The following is a 19110-nucleotide window of genomic DNA, read 5'->3' on the forward strand; positions in this document are numbered from 1 at the left end:
TATATGAGTTTTTAGGAGCAAAGTTGCCGACTTCGCTGTAGATGGTGAAATAAACGAAGGAATCCACTATATATTATTAAGGTGAGTGGTTTCAATGGGCATTCGTTTAAATTTATAAAGTTAAGGATTTATTTGTGTATATAATTGTTGGCCAAAAACAACAGATAGTATCTAATGTCAGACAGGTCATTACATAATAAAAGAATAGCAAAGAATACTCTCTTTCTCTACTTGAGAATGGGATTGGTGCTAATAGTGTCGCTCTTTAGTACTAGGGTGGTACTACAGGCTTTGGACATTGAAGATTATGGAATTAATAATGTTGTCAGTGGTTTCGTGACAATGTTTGCGTTTTTGAATACCTCAATGTCTAATGGTGTACAGAGGTTTTATAATTTTTCTCTTGGAAGAAAGAATGGATACAGTATTAAAGATGTATATAATACAGCTCTCCAGATACAAGGTATTTTAGTTGTAATCTTATTGGTTCTTCTTGAAACATTTGGAATGTGGTATATTCATACTCAGATGGTTATTCCAATAGACCGATTCGCTGCTGCTCAGTGGGTATTCCAGTTTTCTGTGCTATCACTGATACTTCTTGTTCTTCAGATACCATATAGTGCTGCTATTATGGCGTATGAAAAGATGGACTATTATGCATACCTCAGTATTTTTGAGGTGTTGGCAAAGTTAGGCGTCGCTTATGTAATTAAGTATACAACATTTGATAAACTGATTCTCTATGGAGCTTTTAATATGCTTGTATCGTTAATCTGCTTCTTCTTGTATTATGGTTATGCCAAATGTCACTTTCAAGATTTAAAGTTTGATTTTATTATCAGAAAGCAACTTTTTAAACCGATGTTGTTTTTTTCAGGATGGAATGGATTGGGCTCGTTTGCTTACATGATAAAGAGTCAAGGTTTAAATATGCTCCTAAATGTATTTTTTGGACCTATAGTTAATGCAGCTCGTGGGGTTTCGAATATGGTGATGAGTGCTATTCAGGGATTCCAATCAAATATTGTAATTGCTTTCCGTCCACAATTGATACAATCTTATGCAACAGGAGACAACGAGAGAGTATTAAAACTATTTTATAGTTTGTCAAAGGTGTCTTTTATTCTTTTGGCTATGCTTTCAATACCAGTTATTATAGAGATAGAATATATTCTTCATTTGTGGCTAGGTGATACCATTCCTGACTATACTATTCCCTTTACAATATTAGTACTTGTAAATATGATTATCAGTAGTTTAAATACTCCTGTCTCTCAGGTCGTTCATGCAACAGGAAAGATGAAGAACTATCAGATAGGAACCTGTTTGATGGTTTGCGCTATCCTACCAGTTTCGTGGGTATTTTTGAAATTAGGTTTTGATCCTGTTGTAGTTTACTGGGTAAGTCTTATTATTACTATCGTAAATCAACTTGTATGTAATCTGCTTCTGAAAAAGGTGTATCCGTATAGTTTGAAGGAATATTGTAGAAAAGTAATTATCCCGTGTGTGGCCTTTGTGATCCTTGTTCCTTTGCTTCCATTTGCTATTACAATGATATTCCCTATTTCCTTCTTACGTTTGCTCCTGACTGGTGCTATGAGTGTTTTGATATCTATTACAGTTTCATATATTTTAGTCCTTGACAAGTCTGAAAGGACTATGTTCTTGAACTTTATTAAACGAAAGAATGATAAACAAATTATTGACTAAATACTTAGATACCAAAAAGATTCAATATGAGACTCATGTTGATCTTAAAAAAAGAACTTGGATTCATAGAGGTGGTATAGCAGGTATATTTATCTCGCCTGTAAGTGCAGATGAACTGGAGACGATTGTATCTTTCCTTTATTCGGAGGAGATTTCATTTCTATTAATAGGGCACACTTCCAACCTTTACATTTTGAACGAATGTAATATCCCTGTTGTGGTCTCTACTGCAAAGTGCAAGTATTTCCATGTAGAAAATGGGGAACTCTTCTGTGAAGCCGGTGTGGGAGTAATAAACCTCTCCAAGCAAATGATAAAGCAAGGTATTAAAGGCTTTGAATATTTAACAGGACTTCCAGGTACTGTTGGAGCAGCACTTGTGAATAATAGTTCATGTAGAGAAAATAGTATTTCTGAATTACTTGTGAGCGCAAGAGTTGTACTGAAGGATGGCACCATTAAGATTTTTCATCCTGAAGATTTCAAATATGAATTTAGAAACTCAGTGTTCAAGAAACATGAAGTTGAAGGCACGATCATTTCTACTGTTCTCAAGGTGACTTTTGGTGATGCTGCCAAGATGCAACAAATGGCAGAAGAAAACGATCAAGATAGGGCTAAGCGATTGGAAGGATATTCCAAAAATCTCGGCTGTACTGTAAACCGATGCTTTATTAATGGGAGGATGGCCTTGTGGTTAAAAATAGTTTTATTTGTAAATGGATTATTCGCAAGACTATTCATAAAAACGGAAGATGGAAGAAGTAATCAAAGAAAAAATTTGATTTGTACTCTCACTGGATATAAATCTATAGCCCCCTATGTAAGCCAAAAGAATCCAATTATTTTTAGTTGGATTGATGAAGGTGCCGATATCGCATTCCCTCTTTATCTTGAGTTTATGAGAAAGGTGTACAAGACAGATAAAACAGAAATTGAAATAATACGATAATATGACAAAAGTAAATCTTTTGACTATACATTATGGTAAATGCTATGGTGCCGTTATGCAGACATTCGCTACTTGCAGAATGCTCGAGCAAGCAGGTCATACTGTTAGGGTAATCAATCTGATCAATCCTTCTCAAAAAGGGAATTGGAAGAGTATTCACTACTGGATGGATTGTATCCGAGAATTTCAGTTTTGGTTTTTCAAGAAAAAGTATTTTTCGAAACTTACAAATAAAGCATATTCTATTGAGGAGATCAATCTACCTAAATCGGATGTTACTGTTGTAGGAAGTGATCAAGTATGGAATCGTGACATTACAGGTTGCTTTGGATATTCTTTTTTTCTTGATTTTGTAAATGGCCAACGAAAAGTTGCTATGTCATCAAGCTTTGGAAAAGAGGTATGGGACGAGGACAAAAAGTATACAGCGGCCGCGAAAGCTTTGCTTTCGCAATTCTGTGCTATTTCTGTTCGTGAATCTTCTGGGGTCAAGATACTCAATAGCATAATGAAACTTGAAGCAATCAATCTTCCTGACCCTACACTCGGATATGGAAAGTTTGAGGATCTGGTTCTAAATCACAAACCTCTGCATCAAGTGTTTCCTTTTCTTCTCTTGAATGATAGTAAGGCGAAGGAGAAGGCGAATCATATTGCAAACACCCTTGGTTTGCCCTTGTTTGTACACTCTTCTTTTTCTTCTAGGATTCTAAATGGTCCAAGACACTGGCTTACACGAATCAGAAACTCTGAATACGTTATTACAGATTCATTTCATGGATTGGCTCTTAGTCTCATCTTCAACAAACAGTTCTTTGTGTTCTGTGCATCAGAAAAAAAGTTTACTCGACTGCGTTCACTATTACAGTTATTTTCGCTGGAATATAGGTATGTAGAAAGCGTTGAAGATTTTGAAAGAAGAAAAGAGGAACTTCTTTGTCCAATTGATTACGTTCATGTAAACATAGTCTTAAAAAGTGAACAAGAGCGTTATCGTTCCTTTATTCAGAATTCAATATGAAAAAAATACTAATAGTAGTACCGGGGTGTCGAACTGGTGGAGTGTTGTCTTCATTAATTGCATTACTTAATTCGACATTTGTTGAGAGATACGATATCCATCTTTTCGTGATGAACACCTATGGTGAACACCTACAATCAGAACTTGCCCAATTCTCTATTGGAAAGAATCTTGGTACATCTTTGCTTAATGCCAATGTCGTAAATAGTTCTGGTATTCGGAAGTTGATATTGATATTATTCAAACTAATATTGAAAATACCTTTTTTGGGGAAATTTTTCTCTAATTGTATAGAAACATCAACCATAAGGAGTATAGAAAAGGATAACTATGATTGTGTTATCTCATTTCAGGAGAGTGCGTCACTACCTTTTGTTGCTAAGTTTTCCAATCCCAATAAAATCACATGGATACATTGTGATTATTCGAGAATATTTACAAATAAAATGGATGAATATGCAGTGTTTTCAAAATATTGCAAAATTGTAACAGTTTCAGAGTATACAAGAGTTTCATTTTGTAAATTACTTCCATCTCTTGAATCAAGAGTGGTAGTTATTTACAATATAATGGACTCAAGTGCGATTATCCAGAAATCGAAAGAACCAATAGATGATGATCGTTTTAGTATAGAAGAATTTACAATAATTTCCGTCGGCAGAATATCTGCTGTTAAACAATTTAATCTTATTCCTTCAATAGCATCAAATCTAAAGACAAGAGGTCTTGCTTTTAAATGGTATATACTTGGAGGAAAGCATGAAATAGAGCCATATCGGAAATTGATGCAGGCTATTTCAGATTATTCCGTAGAAAATGAGGTCATTTGTTTAGGTAATAAAACTAATCCATATCCATACTTCAAGGTGGCGGATTTGTTAGTTTCAACATCCAGCTCAGAAGCATGTCCTATGATTTTTAATGAAGCTAAGATATTAAACCTTCCTGTTGTGACGAATAATTTTGGTTCAGCGCATGAATTTATTGTAGAGGGACAAGATGGGCAAATATGTTCATTAACGGTAATGGCTGATGTAATCGATAATATCATTCATACACAAAGAAGATTTAATCCACATATTTCGATTGATTTTGATGAGCAGTATATATTATCACAAATTGACAAACTTTTGATTTAAAAAAACATGAATGAAACAAGATACTATAAAAGATACTATAAATATTATCTCTTTTTGTTGGTAATATTGTGCACATGGTTCAGTACAATCGTTGCTCCTCCTATGCCTATTCGATTGGTGTATTTGGCAGCTCTAATTATACCTGCATATTTGTATGCTCCCAATCTTATAGTACCAGTATTGATATGTTTCACAGGTATAGCGGCATATGGATTCTCATGCTCGTATATGCCAACAGAGTTATATTATTATTTAATAATTATGTTTCTTTTATTGGGCTTTGGTTTGCAAAGAAATTTGAAAACACAACGTCCATCAATATTGTTTACCTGCTTCTGTTTATATGTTTTATGTATTGATCTGCTGGGAGGAGAAAGGTTAGAGAATATTGATTATAGCATGTTGGTTGTATTAATATCTTTCTTTTTTGTGAGTAAAAAAGGACATGAGGAAAGCTCTTATATTTTAAGCTTCATTATGGTATCTCTGATTATATGTCTATATTTCTTCACTTATGGCCAGAGTGGAGCTGTAGAAGTTTCTGAAGATGGTCGAACGGCATGGAAGGATTCTAATTATCTTGGCAATGTATGTGGTATGGGTATTGTTCTTGCCTACAACGTACTTATAAATAACCTTTATACGAACAAAAAATTTAAATATCTCTGTTTGCTTACCGTTATTATTGGAGTGATAATGATTGCTCTTAATGCCTCACGAGGAGCATTTCTTTCAATGGCTGTTGCAATTACGATTATTACGTTATTCGCAAGAATCAAAACGAGTTCAAAATTTGGAATAGTTATAGCTGTTTTTTTGAGTGTTGTTATAATGTATAGTATGGGATTATTCAAGGTACTTGAAGAGAGAGTTATGAGTGATGACGGTACTGGAAATGCTCGAACAATTATTTGGGCAGCAAAGTTAGATGCGTACTCACAACTGTCTTTACTTGAAAAAGTATTTGGAATAGGATATAGGAGGGGCTTCGAACTTGCAATTCCAGGAGGTTTTGGCTTTCACTGCGATTATATTGCGTGGTTGGTTGACTATGGCATTGCTGGCTTATTGTTCTTTATATCCTTATTAATATATCCTTTAAAGCTAGTATGGAATCGACAATCACAAAGACCAATTGTTTTATCATTGATACTCTTTTTAGCGACTTGTTGTTCTACATTAGAGCCACTGACTGCTGGGCGATTGGCATATTGGTATTTCTATATGCTTATAGTTCTGTTTGCTCGTTGGAGCAGTCAACAAACTAATTAACATTGATAAATTATGTATATACGATCTCGCAACCACCTCCACTTCTATCTTCAGGCGGACATGATGATGAATAGAGGGTACTTCAAAGAACCTCTCAAGATGAAGTTATTGCATCTTGTTGCTCCAGATTACATCATGGAGTTTCTTAAAATAATGAGAAAGGTACAATATTACTCTCAATGTAAATTTTCGGGGGGGGTATTTTGCTTATAATCAATAAGTTATTGTTTTTTAGATTGTCTCGTAAACTTGGATTCAGTATCGGATATAATGCTTGCGATTACGGATTGGTCATTCCTCACTATGGAACCATCGTTGTGGGAAACACTAATAAGATAGGTCCATACGCCGTTTTACATACCTCCACTTGTATTACTGATACAGGGAGAATAATAGGCAAAGGTTTGAGTTTATCTACTGGTGCAAAGATTACAGGGGGTGATATGTTGGGTGATCATATTGTTGTGGCTGCTAATTCCGTAGTCACCAAATCCTTCCCTGAAGGTAATGCTTTGCTCACAGGAATGCCTGCGGTGAAAAAAAAAGAATTGTCAGATTGGTATTCGTCGCTGAGTGGTGAGATGAAAAGAAGGGCAGATGCAATAGAGTGTCTTAAAATAAAAATGGGAATTGAATAAATGAGTAAAAAAGGAAAGTTCTACATTCTAAATTGGGTGTTCAGCTATGGTTCTGCCAGTAGCAACAGATTATTAGCGTACGCTAATAGTGCGGCTGAACAAGGATATAAAGTTGATATTGTGGTATTTCTAAGGATGGAGTTGAAGAATTGCCATCCGAGGGAAGGAGTCACAATCAGAGGGCTAAAACCTTGTAGAGTTCAAAATAAAATATTCTCTAAATTATTATCCTTTTTCACCACCATTTGGTTTTTGCTTACTGAAGTAAAGAAAGAGGATAGATTGCTACTGTATGGATCTGCAGAATATCTGCCTTTCCTTGTGTGGTTTAGGCGGAGACAGACTTACTTTGAATTGACAGAGTGTCCAGATTTGTTTAAGCCAAAAAATTATCCATGGTGTTACTATAAAAGACTTTGGAAACGTTTGAATGGTATCTTCGTCATTTCGAGTAATCTGAAGAAGTATTTTGTAGATTATGGCGTGGATTCTAAGAAAATTCATATTATCAATATGATAGTGGATTCATCTCGTTTTGAAGGAATAAAGCGAGACCCTAATGTTGAAAAGTATATTGCTTACTGTGGTAATGTCAACAAGGATAGCAAGGATGGTGTTGGAGACCTGATAGCTTCATTTGTTAGATATCATAAGAAGTATAAAGACAGAAAACTCTATATTATTGGTCCTATCGTGTCGCAAGAACAGAAGCAGGAGTATGAAGAATTTTTGAGGTCATCGAACGTTCTTGATAGCGTAGTTTTTACAGACTCCATTTCTCCTACTGCAATACCTCAGTATTTCGTGAATGCAGAGATGTTAGTTCTTGCACGTCCTGATAACATTCAAGCGAAGTATGGCTTTCCGACAAAACTTGGTGAGTATCTTCTTTCCTGTAGGCCTGTAGTCCTGACTGATGTTGGAAACATCTTGGATTTCCTTGCTGATGGACAAAGTGCTTTCATTGCTCAACCTGGTAATGTTACCAGTATCTCTGATAAGATGATGGAAGTTTCAGAATACTCAGATCGGGCTGATATTATTGCTGCTACAGGTAAAGAGGTGGCTATGAAGGAGTTCAATAGTACCACGGAAACAGCAAAATTACTGTCAATAATGTTCAACTAAATAATGCCCTTATTATACATGCGTACTATAACCCTCATTTATGAACGCCATCATTATCTTTATCGATGGCTAAAACCTATGCTTGCTGCTCGCAAGGAATTTAAGAAATTAGGATATAAAGTAGAGTATCAAAGTATTGTAGATTACTTTCCTATTTTCCGTGGAAGTCTTCAGAAGAAATTGGAACATGCTTCTATAAAGTCTGCATGTCAGGGAAAATTTGATATTGTGATGATGGCTTTCCATCACTCCACATCGGATTTTTGCATGAAACTAACAGCTGAAAAGCGTGCTGAAGTACTGAAGAAAATCAAGGCTCATTGTAATACTCTCGTTTGGTTAGATACAGCGGATAGTACAGGAACTTGTATGTTCGACGTAATGCCATACGTTGATCTCTATTTCAAGAAACAGGTACTTAAGAATACTGAAGATTATTGTCGTGATGTATATGGTACACGTACATTTTGCGAATATTATCATGACATGCTGAAGATTGAGGATGATGTCATTACTCAACGATACTATCCACATACAGAGAAGCAGTATCTGAGTAAACTTCGTGTGGCTTGGAATGTAGGTATAGGTGATTTATATGCCGTTAAACCTATTCAACTTATCATGCATCCATTTAGTGTAACGAAACCAAAATTCTTGAGTCCTGATAGTGAGCGTCCGTTGGATGTGCAGTATCGTGGCAGTGGTTATTCTCCTATTGCAGGCTATCCACGTTCTCGTAGTAGAGAACTGATGATGGAGATGATGGGGGAGTCTATCATCAAAATTTCGGACATTACTAAGCGTATACCCAAAGAAGAATTTATCAAGGAAGGACAGAGTTCCAAGTGCATTCTTTCACCTTTTGGTTGGGGAGAGATTTGTGGTCGAGACTTTGAGGCATTCGTGTATGGCGGTTGTATGATCAAACAGGACATGAGTCATTGCGTTACTTATCCTAATGCATATCAGCCAGGAGTAACATACGTTCCACTTAAATGGGATTTCTCCGATTTCAAAGAAAAACTATCTAAGGCAACTTCTCCAGAATATAAGGAACTTGCTAAAAAAGCACAAGAGTACTACAAGCATTTCTTTACTCCTGAAGGGCGTATGGATTTTGCTAAACATATTGTGTCAGAATTGGAAAGATGATGAAATATATCGAGTGTAAATTGTTGAATAATAGCGATTTAAATGCTATTAACAATGGGGGGGGGGAAAATAAAGAACCTTCTATTCAATGAATCTTTTTCTTTTACTTTTTGGTTTCGAATCGGTAGTTGGTTAGAATATAGTAATCATGGGTTTTTACGTTTTATATTCACTTTGTTCTATCGAAGAAAAATGCGTAGAACAGGAAGACAAATACCTTTGGGAACACGAATTGGGGGAGGTTTTAGATTGATTCACTATGGAACAGTTGTAATTCATCGGAAAGCTATAATAGGAAAGAATTGCACAATACTCCATAATGTTACAATAGGAAAGACTCATAAAGGCGTTCCTTCTATTGGTGATAATGTCATGATTGGGGCAAATGCTGTTTTGGTTGGACCTATACATGTGGGAAATAATGTTGTGATCGGGGCAGGAAGTGTAGTCGTGAAAGATGTCCCTGATAATGCTTGTGTTGCTGGTAACCCAGGGAGAATTGTGTCACAAAATGGTTTAATTGCAGGAAAAGGATATTAATTATGAAATACGATTATTTGATTGTTGGTTCTGGTCTTTTTGGAGCTACGTTTGCTTATAAAGCTAAACATGCAGGTAAAAAAGTGCTTGTTATTGATAAACGTCCACATCTTGGTGGTAATGTGTATTGCGAGAACATTGAGGGCATTAACGTGCATAAATATGGTGCGCACATTTTCCATACCAACAACAAAGAGGTATGGAATTTCGTGAACTCTATTGTAGAGTTTAACCGCTACACAAACTGTCCTATGGCAAACTACAAAGGTGAGCTCTACAATTTGCCTTTTAATATGAATACTTTCAATCGTATGTGGCCGGAGGTACATACACCAGCCGAGGCTCAAGTAAAGATTGACGAGCAGAAAGCAGAAGCTGTAGCTGCTCTTGATGGTCGTGAACCACAGAACTTGGAGGAACAAGCACTTTGTCTTGTGGGTAAGGATATTTTCTACAAGCTCATAAAGGAGTACACGGAGAAACAATGGGGACGTGACTGCAAGGATCTTCCAGCTTTCATTATCAAGCGTCTGCCGGTGCGCATGATCTTCGATAACAATTACTTCAATGACAGATATCAAGGAATTCCTATTGGAGGTTACAACAAACTGATTGATGGATTGCTTGAAGGAGTTGAATGTGAAATTGGTGTCGATTTCTTCCATTCTGAATACAAAGATTGGCAGAAGTATGCCGACAAACTCGTTTATACAGGCGCAGTGGATGAGTATTTTGACTACAAATTAGGTAGGCTCGACTGGCGTACTGTTAGTTTTAAAACTCGTGTAGAGAATACTCCTAACTATCAAGGAAATGCTGTGGTGAACTACACTAGTCACAATGAACTTTATACTCGTGTGATTGAACACAAACATTTCGAGATGTTTGGTCAGGAGGTTTATGATTGTTTAAAGACTGTTGTTTCGGAGGAATACTCAACAGAGTATAAGGAAGGCATGGAACCATACTATCCAGTAAATGATGATTGTAATAATGCCCTTGCTGAGAAATATCGTCAATTGACTGAACAGGAAGAAAACGTCATCTTTGGAGGTCGTCTCGGTCAGTATAAATATTTTGATATGGCTCCAACGATTGAACAGGTTTTGAATATTATTATCTAATAATTATTATGTCAGTTAAACACTTTTTTGAAGTTTATTCTCCCAAGCGCATGTGGAGAAAGATTTGGTTAGGTCTTGCTGGACTTCCTATGCTTCCTCAATATCGAGCTAAGTTCCTGAAAATGGGGGGGGGTAAATATTAAAGGACGAGCTTTGGTTTATGGTGGAACGTTAATTGATACAGTTGCTCCAGACAAAATTTTTATTGGTAATAATGTAGCAATTACAGCAGGTACAAAGATATTGACCCATTATCTTGATCCAACATCAAAAGGCAGAAGATTTCGGATCGGAGAGGTCCGTATAGAGGACGATGTATTCATCGGAGTGAATGTAGTAATTTGCAATTCGGTTACTATAGGACAAGGGGCTATTATAGGAGCCGGTAGTATTGTTACAAAAGATATTCCACCATACCAGGTATGGGCAGGTAATCCTGCAAAATTCATAAAAGAAAGAGAACACTAATAGGAATATATGAAGAGAATTTCAATTCTTGTATCGACAATAGATTCAGGAGGGGCGGAAAAACAAGCGGTATTACTTGCTACCCATCTATCAAAACGGACAGATGTGAATTTGATTGTGTTGTATGGTGATTATCCGGAATATAAATACAATGTGGATTTACTTGCTGAAAGTAATGTGAAAGTTCATAAGCTCTTTGGCAATATGCTTTCGAAGATGGGGCATATTAGGAATATTTTGAAAGAGACAAAAACAGATGTGCTACTGAACTACCTTACAATGCCTGATTTTGTAGGTTCGTTCGTAGGCCGTATGTGTGGTATAAGGGTATATAATGGCATACGTAATTCTCGCCTACCCAAAGGTAAGATGTTAATGGAGAAGTTGGCGCATAATCTGTGGGCTACTGGCACTATTTACAACTGCTATTCGGGTGCGGATTATTTCGGAAATCTTGGCTTTCATAAGAGCAAGAACATCGTAATACCGAACTGTTTTCCCAATATAGCCGAACCTATAGCTCGCCAAGAACATAAGGTGAAAAACATCATTACAGTCGGTCGTTTTGACCCGCAGAAGGATTATGAGACGCTTATAGCAGGTGTTGCCCTATTGGAGCGGAACGACTTCCGTCTTAGCATCGTAGGATATGGCTCACTTGAAGGACAGATTAGAAATTGGGTGAAGGAATATGGCATAGAAAAGAAGAGCGACATATACATTAAGCCAAATAACGTATTTGAATTAGAACAGAATGCTGATATTTATCTCTCTACCAGTCTTTTTGAAGGTACGAGCAATAGTATCATGGAAGCTTTAAACTGGAGTTTGCCAGTAGTGGCAACCAATGTGGGTGACAATGATCATTTAGTAATAGATGGAGAGAATGGGTTTCTGCATCCTATAGGTGACGTGAATGGAATAGCTGCGTCACTCTGTCGTCTGTTGGATTCTTCTGACTTACGCAACAAAATGGGACAGAAAAGCAATCAGATTCTCAGAGAAAGTTATTCATTGGAGTTATTCGAAAGGAGATACATGGATTTAATAGAAGGACGTTAAATAGTTTATGAGAACAGTATTCATAGGTGCGCATGAGGATCCGAATGGGATCAACTCTTATACCTTTAACCTTGCACTTGCCCTAAAAAAATGTGGCTTCGAATCATTGGTGATGGCGTTTGGTTCGTGTAACAAAATAACAGACTATAAAGGTGTCACCATAAAACAATACAAGACTCATGGTGGTACAATCACGAGTCTTCCTACTTTATATTTCAAGTCAATACCTTATCTGATTAAACACCGTAAAGAGATAGATATGGTATCGTATCAGACAGTGACGTATTCTGTGATACCTGCGTTTATCGCTCGACTGTTTGGAATGAAGACTTGTGCAATAATTCATAGTCTGCCAGAGGATAGTCCAAAGCATAGTGCAAAGAAGAAGAAAATTATGGTAACCACAATGAAGATTGCCCTTGCATTTACGCGCAATGTGATTACCGTCAGCCATACTAAGGCGCAGGAAGTGTATGAGCGATACGGAAAGAAATGTAGGGTGTTACCTTGTGGTGTGTTTATGCCTGAAGTAAAAGAATTGAATACTAATGTTCTGGAGAAGAATGGCATCAATGTAGGTAAGTTTTTCTTGACGATAGGACGTATAGATCCTATCAAGAACTATGAAGTACTGATTGACGCTTTTAAGCAGCATGATTATGGTGAGTATCAACTGGTGATAGGTGGCGATGTTAACAATGCTTACGGAAAAACAGTCGTGGAACGTGCAGCAGGTTGCAAGAACATCATATTTCCAGGGATTGTATGTGGGGATACTAAAAGCGCATTGTTAAAAAACTGTATGGCTTATTGTTTAGTATCTTCTTCGGAAGGATTACCTATTGCTCTTCTTGAGGGTATGTCGTATGGGAAGATTCCTGTAGTGACTCGCATTCCTTCCATCATGGAGGTTCTGGAAAAATACAAAATTGGTCTTTGGAGTGAGGTGAAGAATGTAGGACAGTTGGCTGCTAATATGCAGACTGTGGAGAATGACTATGAGAATTTGAAAGAACAAGGTGAGAAAGCTCGTAAAATAGTAGAAAAGAATTATACATGGCCGCAGATATGTGACCAATATTTGAATTTGGTAAAAGAATTTTAAGATATGAACATATTGATTACTGGAGTCCACGGTTTTGTAGGCTCAAACTTGGTAAAATATCTCGCCAAGGAGAATACAATATATGGGTTGGACATTGTACAACCTCAGAAGGATGGTGTGATGTGTACTTTCAGTTGGGATGCATTAGACGTTGAAAATGGACTACCTGAAATTGATGCCATTATTCATTTGGCAGGAATGGCACATGACACTCGCAATAAGAGTGCTGCTGATGTTTACTTTAAGGTGAATACAGGACTGACGCAGAAAATCTTCGATTGGTATATGGCTTCACCAACTGCCAAGAAGTTTGTATTTTTCTCTACGGTGAAGAGTGCTGCCGACCGTGTGAAGGGTGAATTCCTGACCGAAGAATGTGTGCCTACACCTGTGGGTCCTTATGGAGAGAGCAAGATTAAGGCGGAGGACTATATCATCAAAAAGTTTGCGCCGAAGGCTCTTAAACGTCCGTTCCACAATTTTGATGATAGCGATAGTATTGTATCGGATAAACAAGTTTACATCATACGCCCTTGCATGATTCATGGTCCTGGTAATAAGGGTAATTTGAATATGTTGTATGGTGTGGTGAAGAAAGGCATTCCTTGGCCATTGGGAGCGTTTGAGAATCGTCGCTCGTTTACTTCTATTGGTAATCTTTGTGTTGTGATAGAAGGGTTGTTGACAAAGTCTGTTCCTTCGGGTATATACCACATGGGTGATGACGAAGCTCTCTCAACCAACGAACTTATTGAGGTGATTTGTGAGGCAATAGGTAAGAAAGCACACATCTGGCGCATTCCGAAAGGGCTGATGAATGGTGTGGCAAAGGTGGGCGGTTGGTTACACCTGCCGTTGAATCCTCTCCGTATGCAGAAACTCACGGAAAACTATGTGGTGAGCAACAAGAAGATCAAATCTGCATTGGGTATTGATGCGATGCCGATTCGTGCCAAGGATGGTCTGATTGATACAATCCGGAGCTTCGGAAAGTAAACGCTTGTTGAAAAGAGTTCAAGTATGATGCGTGATTATTGCAAGCAAAACGATATAGAATCAAAAACTATCTATTTTAGGTATACACACGATTAAAAGATTTCACCAATATAGATATACGAATATAGTATTGATAGTAAGTAATAACAAAACGAAATGAAAATGTATATTTTAATTTTTTTCATACTCTTATTGGCAGAACTTATTTATTTCCGTATTGCAGATAAGTGTAACATCATCGATAAACCCAATGAGCGTTCATCTCATTCGATGATTATCTTACGTGGTGGTGGTATTATTTTTTTGGTTGGTGCATGGGTATGGAGCGGATTTTATGGTTTTCAGTATCCGTGGATGTTGGCGGCGGTGACTTTGGCTGCTGGGATATCGTTTGTGGATGATATTCATAGTTTGCCAGACTCAGTGCGTCTTGTAGCGCAGTTTGTAGCTATGGGGTTGATGTTCCATCAGTTGGATATTTTGCATTTGGATATGTGGTGGATCGTGATTCTTGCATTGATCGTGTGCGTGGGAGCGACGAATATTATCAATTTTATGGATGGAGTGAATGGTATTACGGGAGGATATTCTTTGGCGGTGCTTGTTCCTTTGTTGTTGATGAACAAAAAGATACATTTTATGGAGAGTTCTTTTTTGATTGTCATGATCCTGTCTGTACTGGTATTTTGTTTGTTCAATTTCCGTCCTAAAAATCGGGCGAAGTGTTTTGCCGGGGATGTGGGAAGTATCGGGATCGCTTTTATCTTATTGTTCTCTATCGGGAAATTGGTGATGCAGACCGGAGATATAACTTGGCTGTCTTTTCTTGTGGTGTATGGTGTGGACGGTTGCCTTACGATCTGTCATCGGATAATGCTTCATGAAAACTTAGGTGAAGCACACCGAAAACATGCATACCAGTTGATGGCGAACGAATTGAATATGTCTCATCCTGTGGTCAGCCTTATTTATATGGTGTTGCAGTTGGCTGTTTCTTTGATTATGGTATATGTGTTACCGGATCAGGCGGTTGTTCATTGGGTTTATTTGGGAATCGTGATCGTCTTGCTGGCTGTAGCTTATCTTGTGTTTATGAAGAAATATTATCATCTGCACGAGAAATATCTTGAATCATTGAAGAGATGATTGAACCGAGCATGATTTTGAGATTAATGGGCGAGTATATGTGAGTACGAATAATAAATAGATGAGTGATGTTGGAGTTGCCGGAAGGAAAAGAGGAATTGACCGGGCGTCTTTCGCAGGTGTTGGAGGAGCGTTTGGATGAGCTTTGGGAGTCGGGGGTGTTGGATCAGGAGAGGTTGGATGAGGTGAGGGGGATGCATCTTCGTACGGAGTTGTTCTTGTGATGGGTATTATTGGAGAAGAGGGGCAAGAATTGTAGAAGGAGGGGGGTGCCGGAAGGAAATAATCCTTATATTTGCTTCCTTAACAATGATGATTGTGGGGACGGTGACTTCTGATGTTTGTGACTTTGTCGATTGGAGGTTGGGTTGGTGATAAATTGGAAAATGTAAGATGATATGAATATTCTGGGCATAGATGCTTTACGTGCTGATATTTTTAAGGAACTTATGAAGTTGGATAAGGAAAAGTTGTCTGAGGTTTATAAGTTTGTTAAAAAACTGGCTTCAAAAGAGGCTTCTGAAGTGCAGTTGTTGCAAGATATATTGGATAAATCTGCTGATTACGCAGTTAAAGCTTATGAACGGGGTGATTTCCGGTCTACTGAGGAAGTTATGGGGCTGCAAGGTGATAAACTTCGGGAAGGGCATAGGTTCGTTAAGTCTTTGGTTGATATTCGTGAAACGAAAGATAAAGAATATGTGATGCCTGATGATTTGTTGCAAAAAGTGGCCGAATATACCATGAAAAACATAGAAAATGAGGGATCGTACTACACAACAGATGAGGTTGATGAATATATAAATAGAAGAATGGGTTGGAAGTGAACAAGATGGTCTGGAGAAAATATTGATAGGAAACAGGGGGTGTCCCTTGAAAAATTGAATAGTTGAATAGTATGGAGATACAAAGGATTGATAAGGAGTTGCTTGCGGGGCTTCATCGGGAGGCGGTGGCGAGTGAGCGGAGGCGGATGAATTTTGATTTGCGTACTTCGGGACGGGATCAGAGCCAGAGGATGCTTAATGCGTTGGAGCCGGGGACGGTCGTTCCGGTTCACCGGCATGCGGAGACGGCGGAAACGACGGTCTGCATAGAGGGGTGGCTGGATGTTGTCCTCTATGACGAGGTGCCCGCTACGGATGGGGCCGAAGGGGAACGGAAATTCATGGAGGTCTCGCGCGTGACCCTTTGCCCGCGCGAAGGCAAATACGGCGTGCAGATTCCCTTGGGCGTATGGCATAGCGTGGACGTCAAAGAGCCAAGCACCATCTTCGAAGCCAAAGACGGCGCTTATGTGAGCGCTTTGTCGCCGAGCAAATAAAAGTCGCGGAATTTGCGCGGGAGGTGTTTCTGGCAACAAAAGAGGGGATTTCCGGTTTGATATTGTTTTTTGGGTTATCTTTGTAATCTTATTAAGTCGATTATGATTAAAGATATATCAATAAAATCATTTGGACCTATTGCTGATGTAAAATGTGAGGATCTTGGCAGTATTAATTTGCTCATTGGTCACAATGGGTCGGGAAAGACATTTTTCCTTAAAGGGGTTTATGCTGCTTTGAAAACCATTGAACAATATCAACGGGGAAAGGAGCCTCGGTCGTTCAAGGAGATATTGTCCGATTCGTTGTATTGGACTTTTCAGGTCAATTCCTTGGGTTCGTTGGTCAGGAAGAATGAACAAAGCTTGGAGTTTTCCATGTCTTCGGACAGCGGAGAAGAGTTCTGCTATACATTTGGCATCGCGACCACGAAGCTTGTACAGAATGTTACGGATACGTTTGCATCCACTGAGGTGAACAATGTGTTTATTCCGGCGAAAGAGATTGTTTCGATTCAGGATGTGATACTTCGTTCTTTTGATGTAGATAAGTCTTTTGGCTTTGATAAGTCGTATGTCGATTTGTCGCGGGCTCTGAACAGGACAATGATGGGGCGTAACTATAAAGATTTTTCCGATGCAAGGGAATGTCTTGACGACGCGATTGGGGGACGAATTGAGTATGACGATGATAAAAAGGCATGGATATTCAGGGACAAAGACCGGCGGATATTTGAAATCAACATAACATCGGAGGGTATCAAGCGGTTGGCTATTCTGGATCTGCTTTTGGGCAACCATTATCTGACTCGTAAGTCTATCGTCATTATAGATGAAGCAGAGGCTAATCTGCATCCGGAGATGATCCGTCGTTTTATGGAGATCCTTGTCTTATTGGCAAAGGCCGGCCTGCAGATATTTATCTCCACCCATTCTTATTTTGTCATAAAAAACCTTTACATTCTTGCCCATCGAAACAAAATGCGTATTCCTACCTTGTCGTTTGTAGACGGGAAGGCAGAACAAAGTGATTTGTTGGATGGCATGCCGGAGAATCCTATCATCCGCGAATCCATAAATATATAGGATATGATAGGCATACTGAAAATAGCGTGTATGTCCAAAACGGAAGCTACAGAGGGGTATCCTTGTTTATGTGGTAAATAAATTGTTTCTTTGTATAAACAAATAAGTTTGGATTTCTATGGCGGCAGACTTGGCTTTATATATTCCTTCTATCGAGATTAGCGGTTTCAAATCGCTGAAGCATTTGAAAATAGATTCGTTTGGCTCTATTAATTTGCTGACGGGAGACAATAATGTCGGTAAATCGACTTTGCTGGAAGCATTGTTTGTCTATGTTGCGGAGGGGAATAGCGATGTCCTGTTTCGGATTGCGGGCGAAAGGATGAATTGTTTCGAGTCTCGTTTGGAAGAAGATGACGAATATACAAAAAAAATCTTTGCCTCTTTTTTTACGGATTGGAAACTTGCATACGGGAATAATATTCTGATAACGTCCGGAACAAATAAATCGTTGCAGATCGAGTTTGCGAATTATTATGAGGTCGAGGTACAAAATGAGGGAGGAGATACCTATTTCCGCCGGCAGCTGATTCGTACGGAACAGGAACTGAATGATTTATCTGACATCGAAAAATATGAAGCCATCATAGTCAAATATGAAGGCGAGGAGCAATTGGTTCCGTTCAATCGTGCCAGAATGAAATTGCGGAGAAGGCAAAGCGATATAAAGAACATACAGTTTATCCGTACTTCGTCTTATTCGGAAGAGGTGAATGCTCGTTTATGGGACAATATCGCATTGACAGACTTGGAAGCAGAGGTTATAAATGCTTTGAGGATCATAGAACCGGATATCAAGGGTATTGCTTTTTTGGAAGAACCGGTGAGATCAAGTTCGTTGTCCGGTCGTCGGAGAGCTGCTTATATTACTTATTGTGGCAAAGAAGGGCGTTTCCCTTTGAGTGTGATGGGGGACGGCATGAATCGTATATTGTCTCTTATTTTGGGACTGGTAAATTGCAAGGATGGCGTTTGTTTCATCGACGAGATTGAAAACGGTGTTTATTACCGTCGTCAATCGGCTTTATGGAAGATCATATCACATCTTGTCGGGAAACTGCATATACAATTGTTTGCAACGACACATAGCAATGATTGCGTGAAAAGTTTCGCTGAATCCGTTACTGGTATAACTGCAAAATTGATCCGTTTGGAAAAAAGGGAAAAGGGATTGAAAGCTGTCGATTATACAGCAGAAGAAGTTTCAATTGCTGCAAATAATGACATCGAAGTCCGCTGAT

The 19110-nt window shown here is 38.3% G+C and carries 20 protein-coding genes; all 20 read left to right on the forward strand.

Features of this window, described 5'->3' with window-relative positions; all coding sequences use genetic code 11:
- The first annotated feature begins 291 nt into the window (after positions 1-291).
- The 20 genes from BQ9893_RS02135 to BQ9893_RS02230 all read left to right on the forward strand — a co-directional run bounded on the left by BQ9893_RS02135 (position 292) and on the right by BQ9893_RS02230 (position 19109).
- Positions 292-1716, forward strand: a complete 1425-nt coding sequence (locus BQ9893_RS02135; protein ID WP_240142606.1) for an MATE family efflux transporter — start codon at positions 292-294, stop codon at positions 1714-1716.
- Positions 1694-2668, forward strand: a complete 975-nt coding sequence (locus tag BQ9893_RS02140; protein WP_075964533.1) for an FAD-binding protein — start codon at positions 1694-1696, stop codon at positions 2666-2668. Before BQ9893_RS02135 ends, BQ9893_RS02140 begins: the two co-directional genes overlap by 23 nt.
- A gap of 1 nt (position 2669) precedes the next feature.
- Positions 2670-3689: a polysaccharide pyruvyl transferase family protein gene (locus BQ9893_RS02145; protein ID WP_075964534.1), complete on the forward strand. Its 1020-nt coding sequence runs from the start codon at positions 2670-2672 to the stop codon at positions 3687-3689.
- On the forward strand, positions 3686-4828 hold the full coding sequence (locus tag BQ9893_RS02150; protein WP_075964535.1) for a glycosyltransferase: 1143 nt from the start codon (positions 3686-3688) through the stop codon (positions 4826-4828). Before BQ9893_RS02145 ends, BQ9893_RS02150 begins: the two co-directional genes overlap by 4 nt.
- A 6-nt stretch (positions 4829-4834) precedes the next feature.
- Positions 4835-6100 carry an O-antigen ligase family protein gene (locus BQ9893_RS02155; protein WP_075964536.1) on the forward strand — a complete coding sequence of 422 codons (1266 nt, stop codon included), beginning with the start codon at positions 4835-4837 and terminating at the stop codon, positions 6098-6100.
- Between the two features lie 236 nt (positions 6101-6336).
- On the forward strand, positions 6337-6738 hold the full coding sequence (locus tag BQ9893_RS02165; protein WP_139322553.1) for a serine acetyltransferase: 402 nt from the start codon (positions 6337-6339) through the stop codon (positions 6736-6738).
- Positions 6739-7866: a glycosyltransferase gene (locus BQ9893_RS02170; protein WP_075964539.1), complete on the forward strand. Its 1128-nt coding sequence runs from the start codon at positions 6739-6741 to the stop codon at positions 7864-7866. It begins immediately after the preceding gene.
- A 78-nt stretch (positions 7867-7944) separates the two neighbouring features.
- Positions 7945-9018, forward strand: coding sequence for a hypothetical protein (locus BQ9893_RS02175; protein ID WP_139322554.1), 1074 nt, complete (start codon positions 7945-7947; stop codon positions 9016-9018).
- A 42-nt stretch (positions 9019-9060) separates the two neighbouring features.
- The gene (locus BQ9893_RS02180; protein WP_240142607.1) at positions 9061-9558 is read left to right on the forward strand and encodes a serine O-acetyltransferase; all 498 of its coding nucleotides are present in this window, start codon (positions 9061-9063) and stop codon (positions 9556-9558) included.
- Positions 9558-10682, forward strand: a complete 1125-nt coding sequence (glf, locus tag BQ9893_RS02185) for a UDP-galactopyranose mutase (protein WP_087880653.1) — start codon at positions 9558-9560, stop codon at positions 10680-10682. The genes BQ9893_RS02180 and glf overlap by 1 nt, the downstream gene beginning before the upstream one ends.
- Before the next feature lie 153 nt (positions 10683-10835).
- Positions 10836-11150, forward strand: coding sequence for an acyltransferase (locus BQ9893_RS02190; protein WP_244155033.1), 315 nt, complete (start codon positions 10836-10838; stop codon positions 11148-11150).
- A 9-nt stretch (positions 11151-11159) separates the two neighbouring features.
- Positions 11160-12212, forward strand: a complete 1053-nt coding sequence (locus BQ9893_RS02195; RefSeq protein ID WP_075964543.1) for a glycosyltransferase — start codon at positions 11160-11162, stop codon at positions 12210-12212.
- A 7-nt stretch (positions 12213-12219) separates the two neighbouring features.
- Positions 12220-13317, forward strand: coding sequence for a glycosyltransferase family 4 protein (locus BQ9893_RS02200; protein ID WP_075964544.1), 1098 nt, complete (start codon positions 12220-12222; stop codon positions 13315-13317).
- A 3-nt stretch (positions 13318-13320) separates the two neighbouring features.
- Entirely contained in the window at positions 13321-14313 is a 993-nt protein-coding gene (locus tag BQ9893_RS02205; protein ID WP_075964545.1) for an NAD-dependent epimerase/dehydratase family protein, read from the forward strand.
- Positions 14314-14469: 156 nt separating this feature from the next.
- The gene (locus tag BQ9893_RS02210) at positions 14470-15459 is read left to right on the forward strand and encodes an MraY family glycosyltransferase (protein ID WP_075964546.1); all 990 of its coding nucleotides are present in this window, start codon (positions 14470-14472) and stop codon (positions 15457-15459) included.
- 68 nt (positions 15460-15527) lie between these two features.
- A complete protein-coding gene (locus BQ9893_RS21565) occupies positions 15528-15683 on the forward strand; it encodes a hypothetical protein (RefSeq protein WP_167369812.1) in 156 nt (51 codons plus the stop codon).
- Positions 15684-15857: 174 nt separating this feature from the next.
- Positions 15858-16286, forward strand: a complete 429-nt coding sequence (locus BQ9893_RS02215; RefSeq protein ID WP_075964547.1) for a hypothetical protein — start codon at positions 15858-15860, stop codon at positions 16284-16286.
- Positions 16287-16357: 71 nt separating this feature from the next.
- Positions 16358-16783: a WbuC family cupin fold metalloprotein gene (locus BQ9893_RS02220; RefSeq protein ID WP_075964548.1), complete on the forward strand. Its 426-nt coding sequence runs from the start codon at positions 16358-16360 to the stop codon at positions 16781-16783.
- Between the two features lie 237 nt (positions 16784-17020).
- Entirely contained in the window at positions 17021-17869 is an 849-nt protein-coding gene (locus tag BQ9893_RS02225; protein ID WP_244155034.1) for an AAA family ATPase, read from the forward strand.
- 118 nt (positions 17870-17987) lie between these two features.
- Positions 17988-19109 carry an AAA family ATPase gene (locus tag BQ9893_RS02230; RefSeq protein ID WP_075964549.1) on the forward strand — a complete coding sequence of 374 codons (1122 nt, stop codon included), beginning with the start codon at positions 17988-17990 and terminating at the stop codon, positions 19107-19109.
- Position 19110 lies beyond the last annotated feature (1 nt).

The organism is Parabacteroides massiliensis (assembly GCF_900155425.1).
Lineage (GTDB): Bacteria > Bacteroidota > Bacteroidia > Bacteroidales > Tannerellaceae > Parabacteroides > Parabacteroides massiliensis.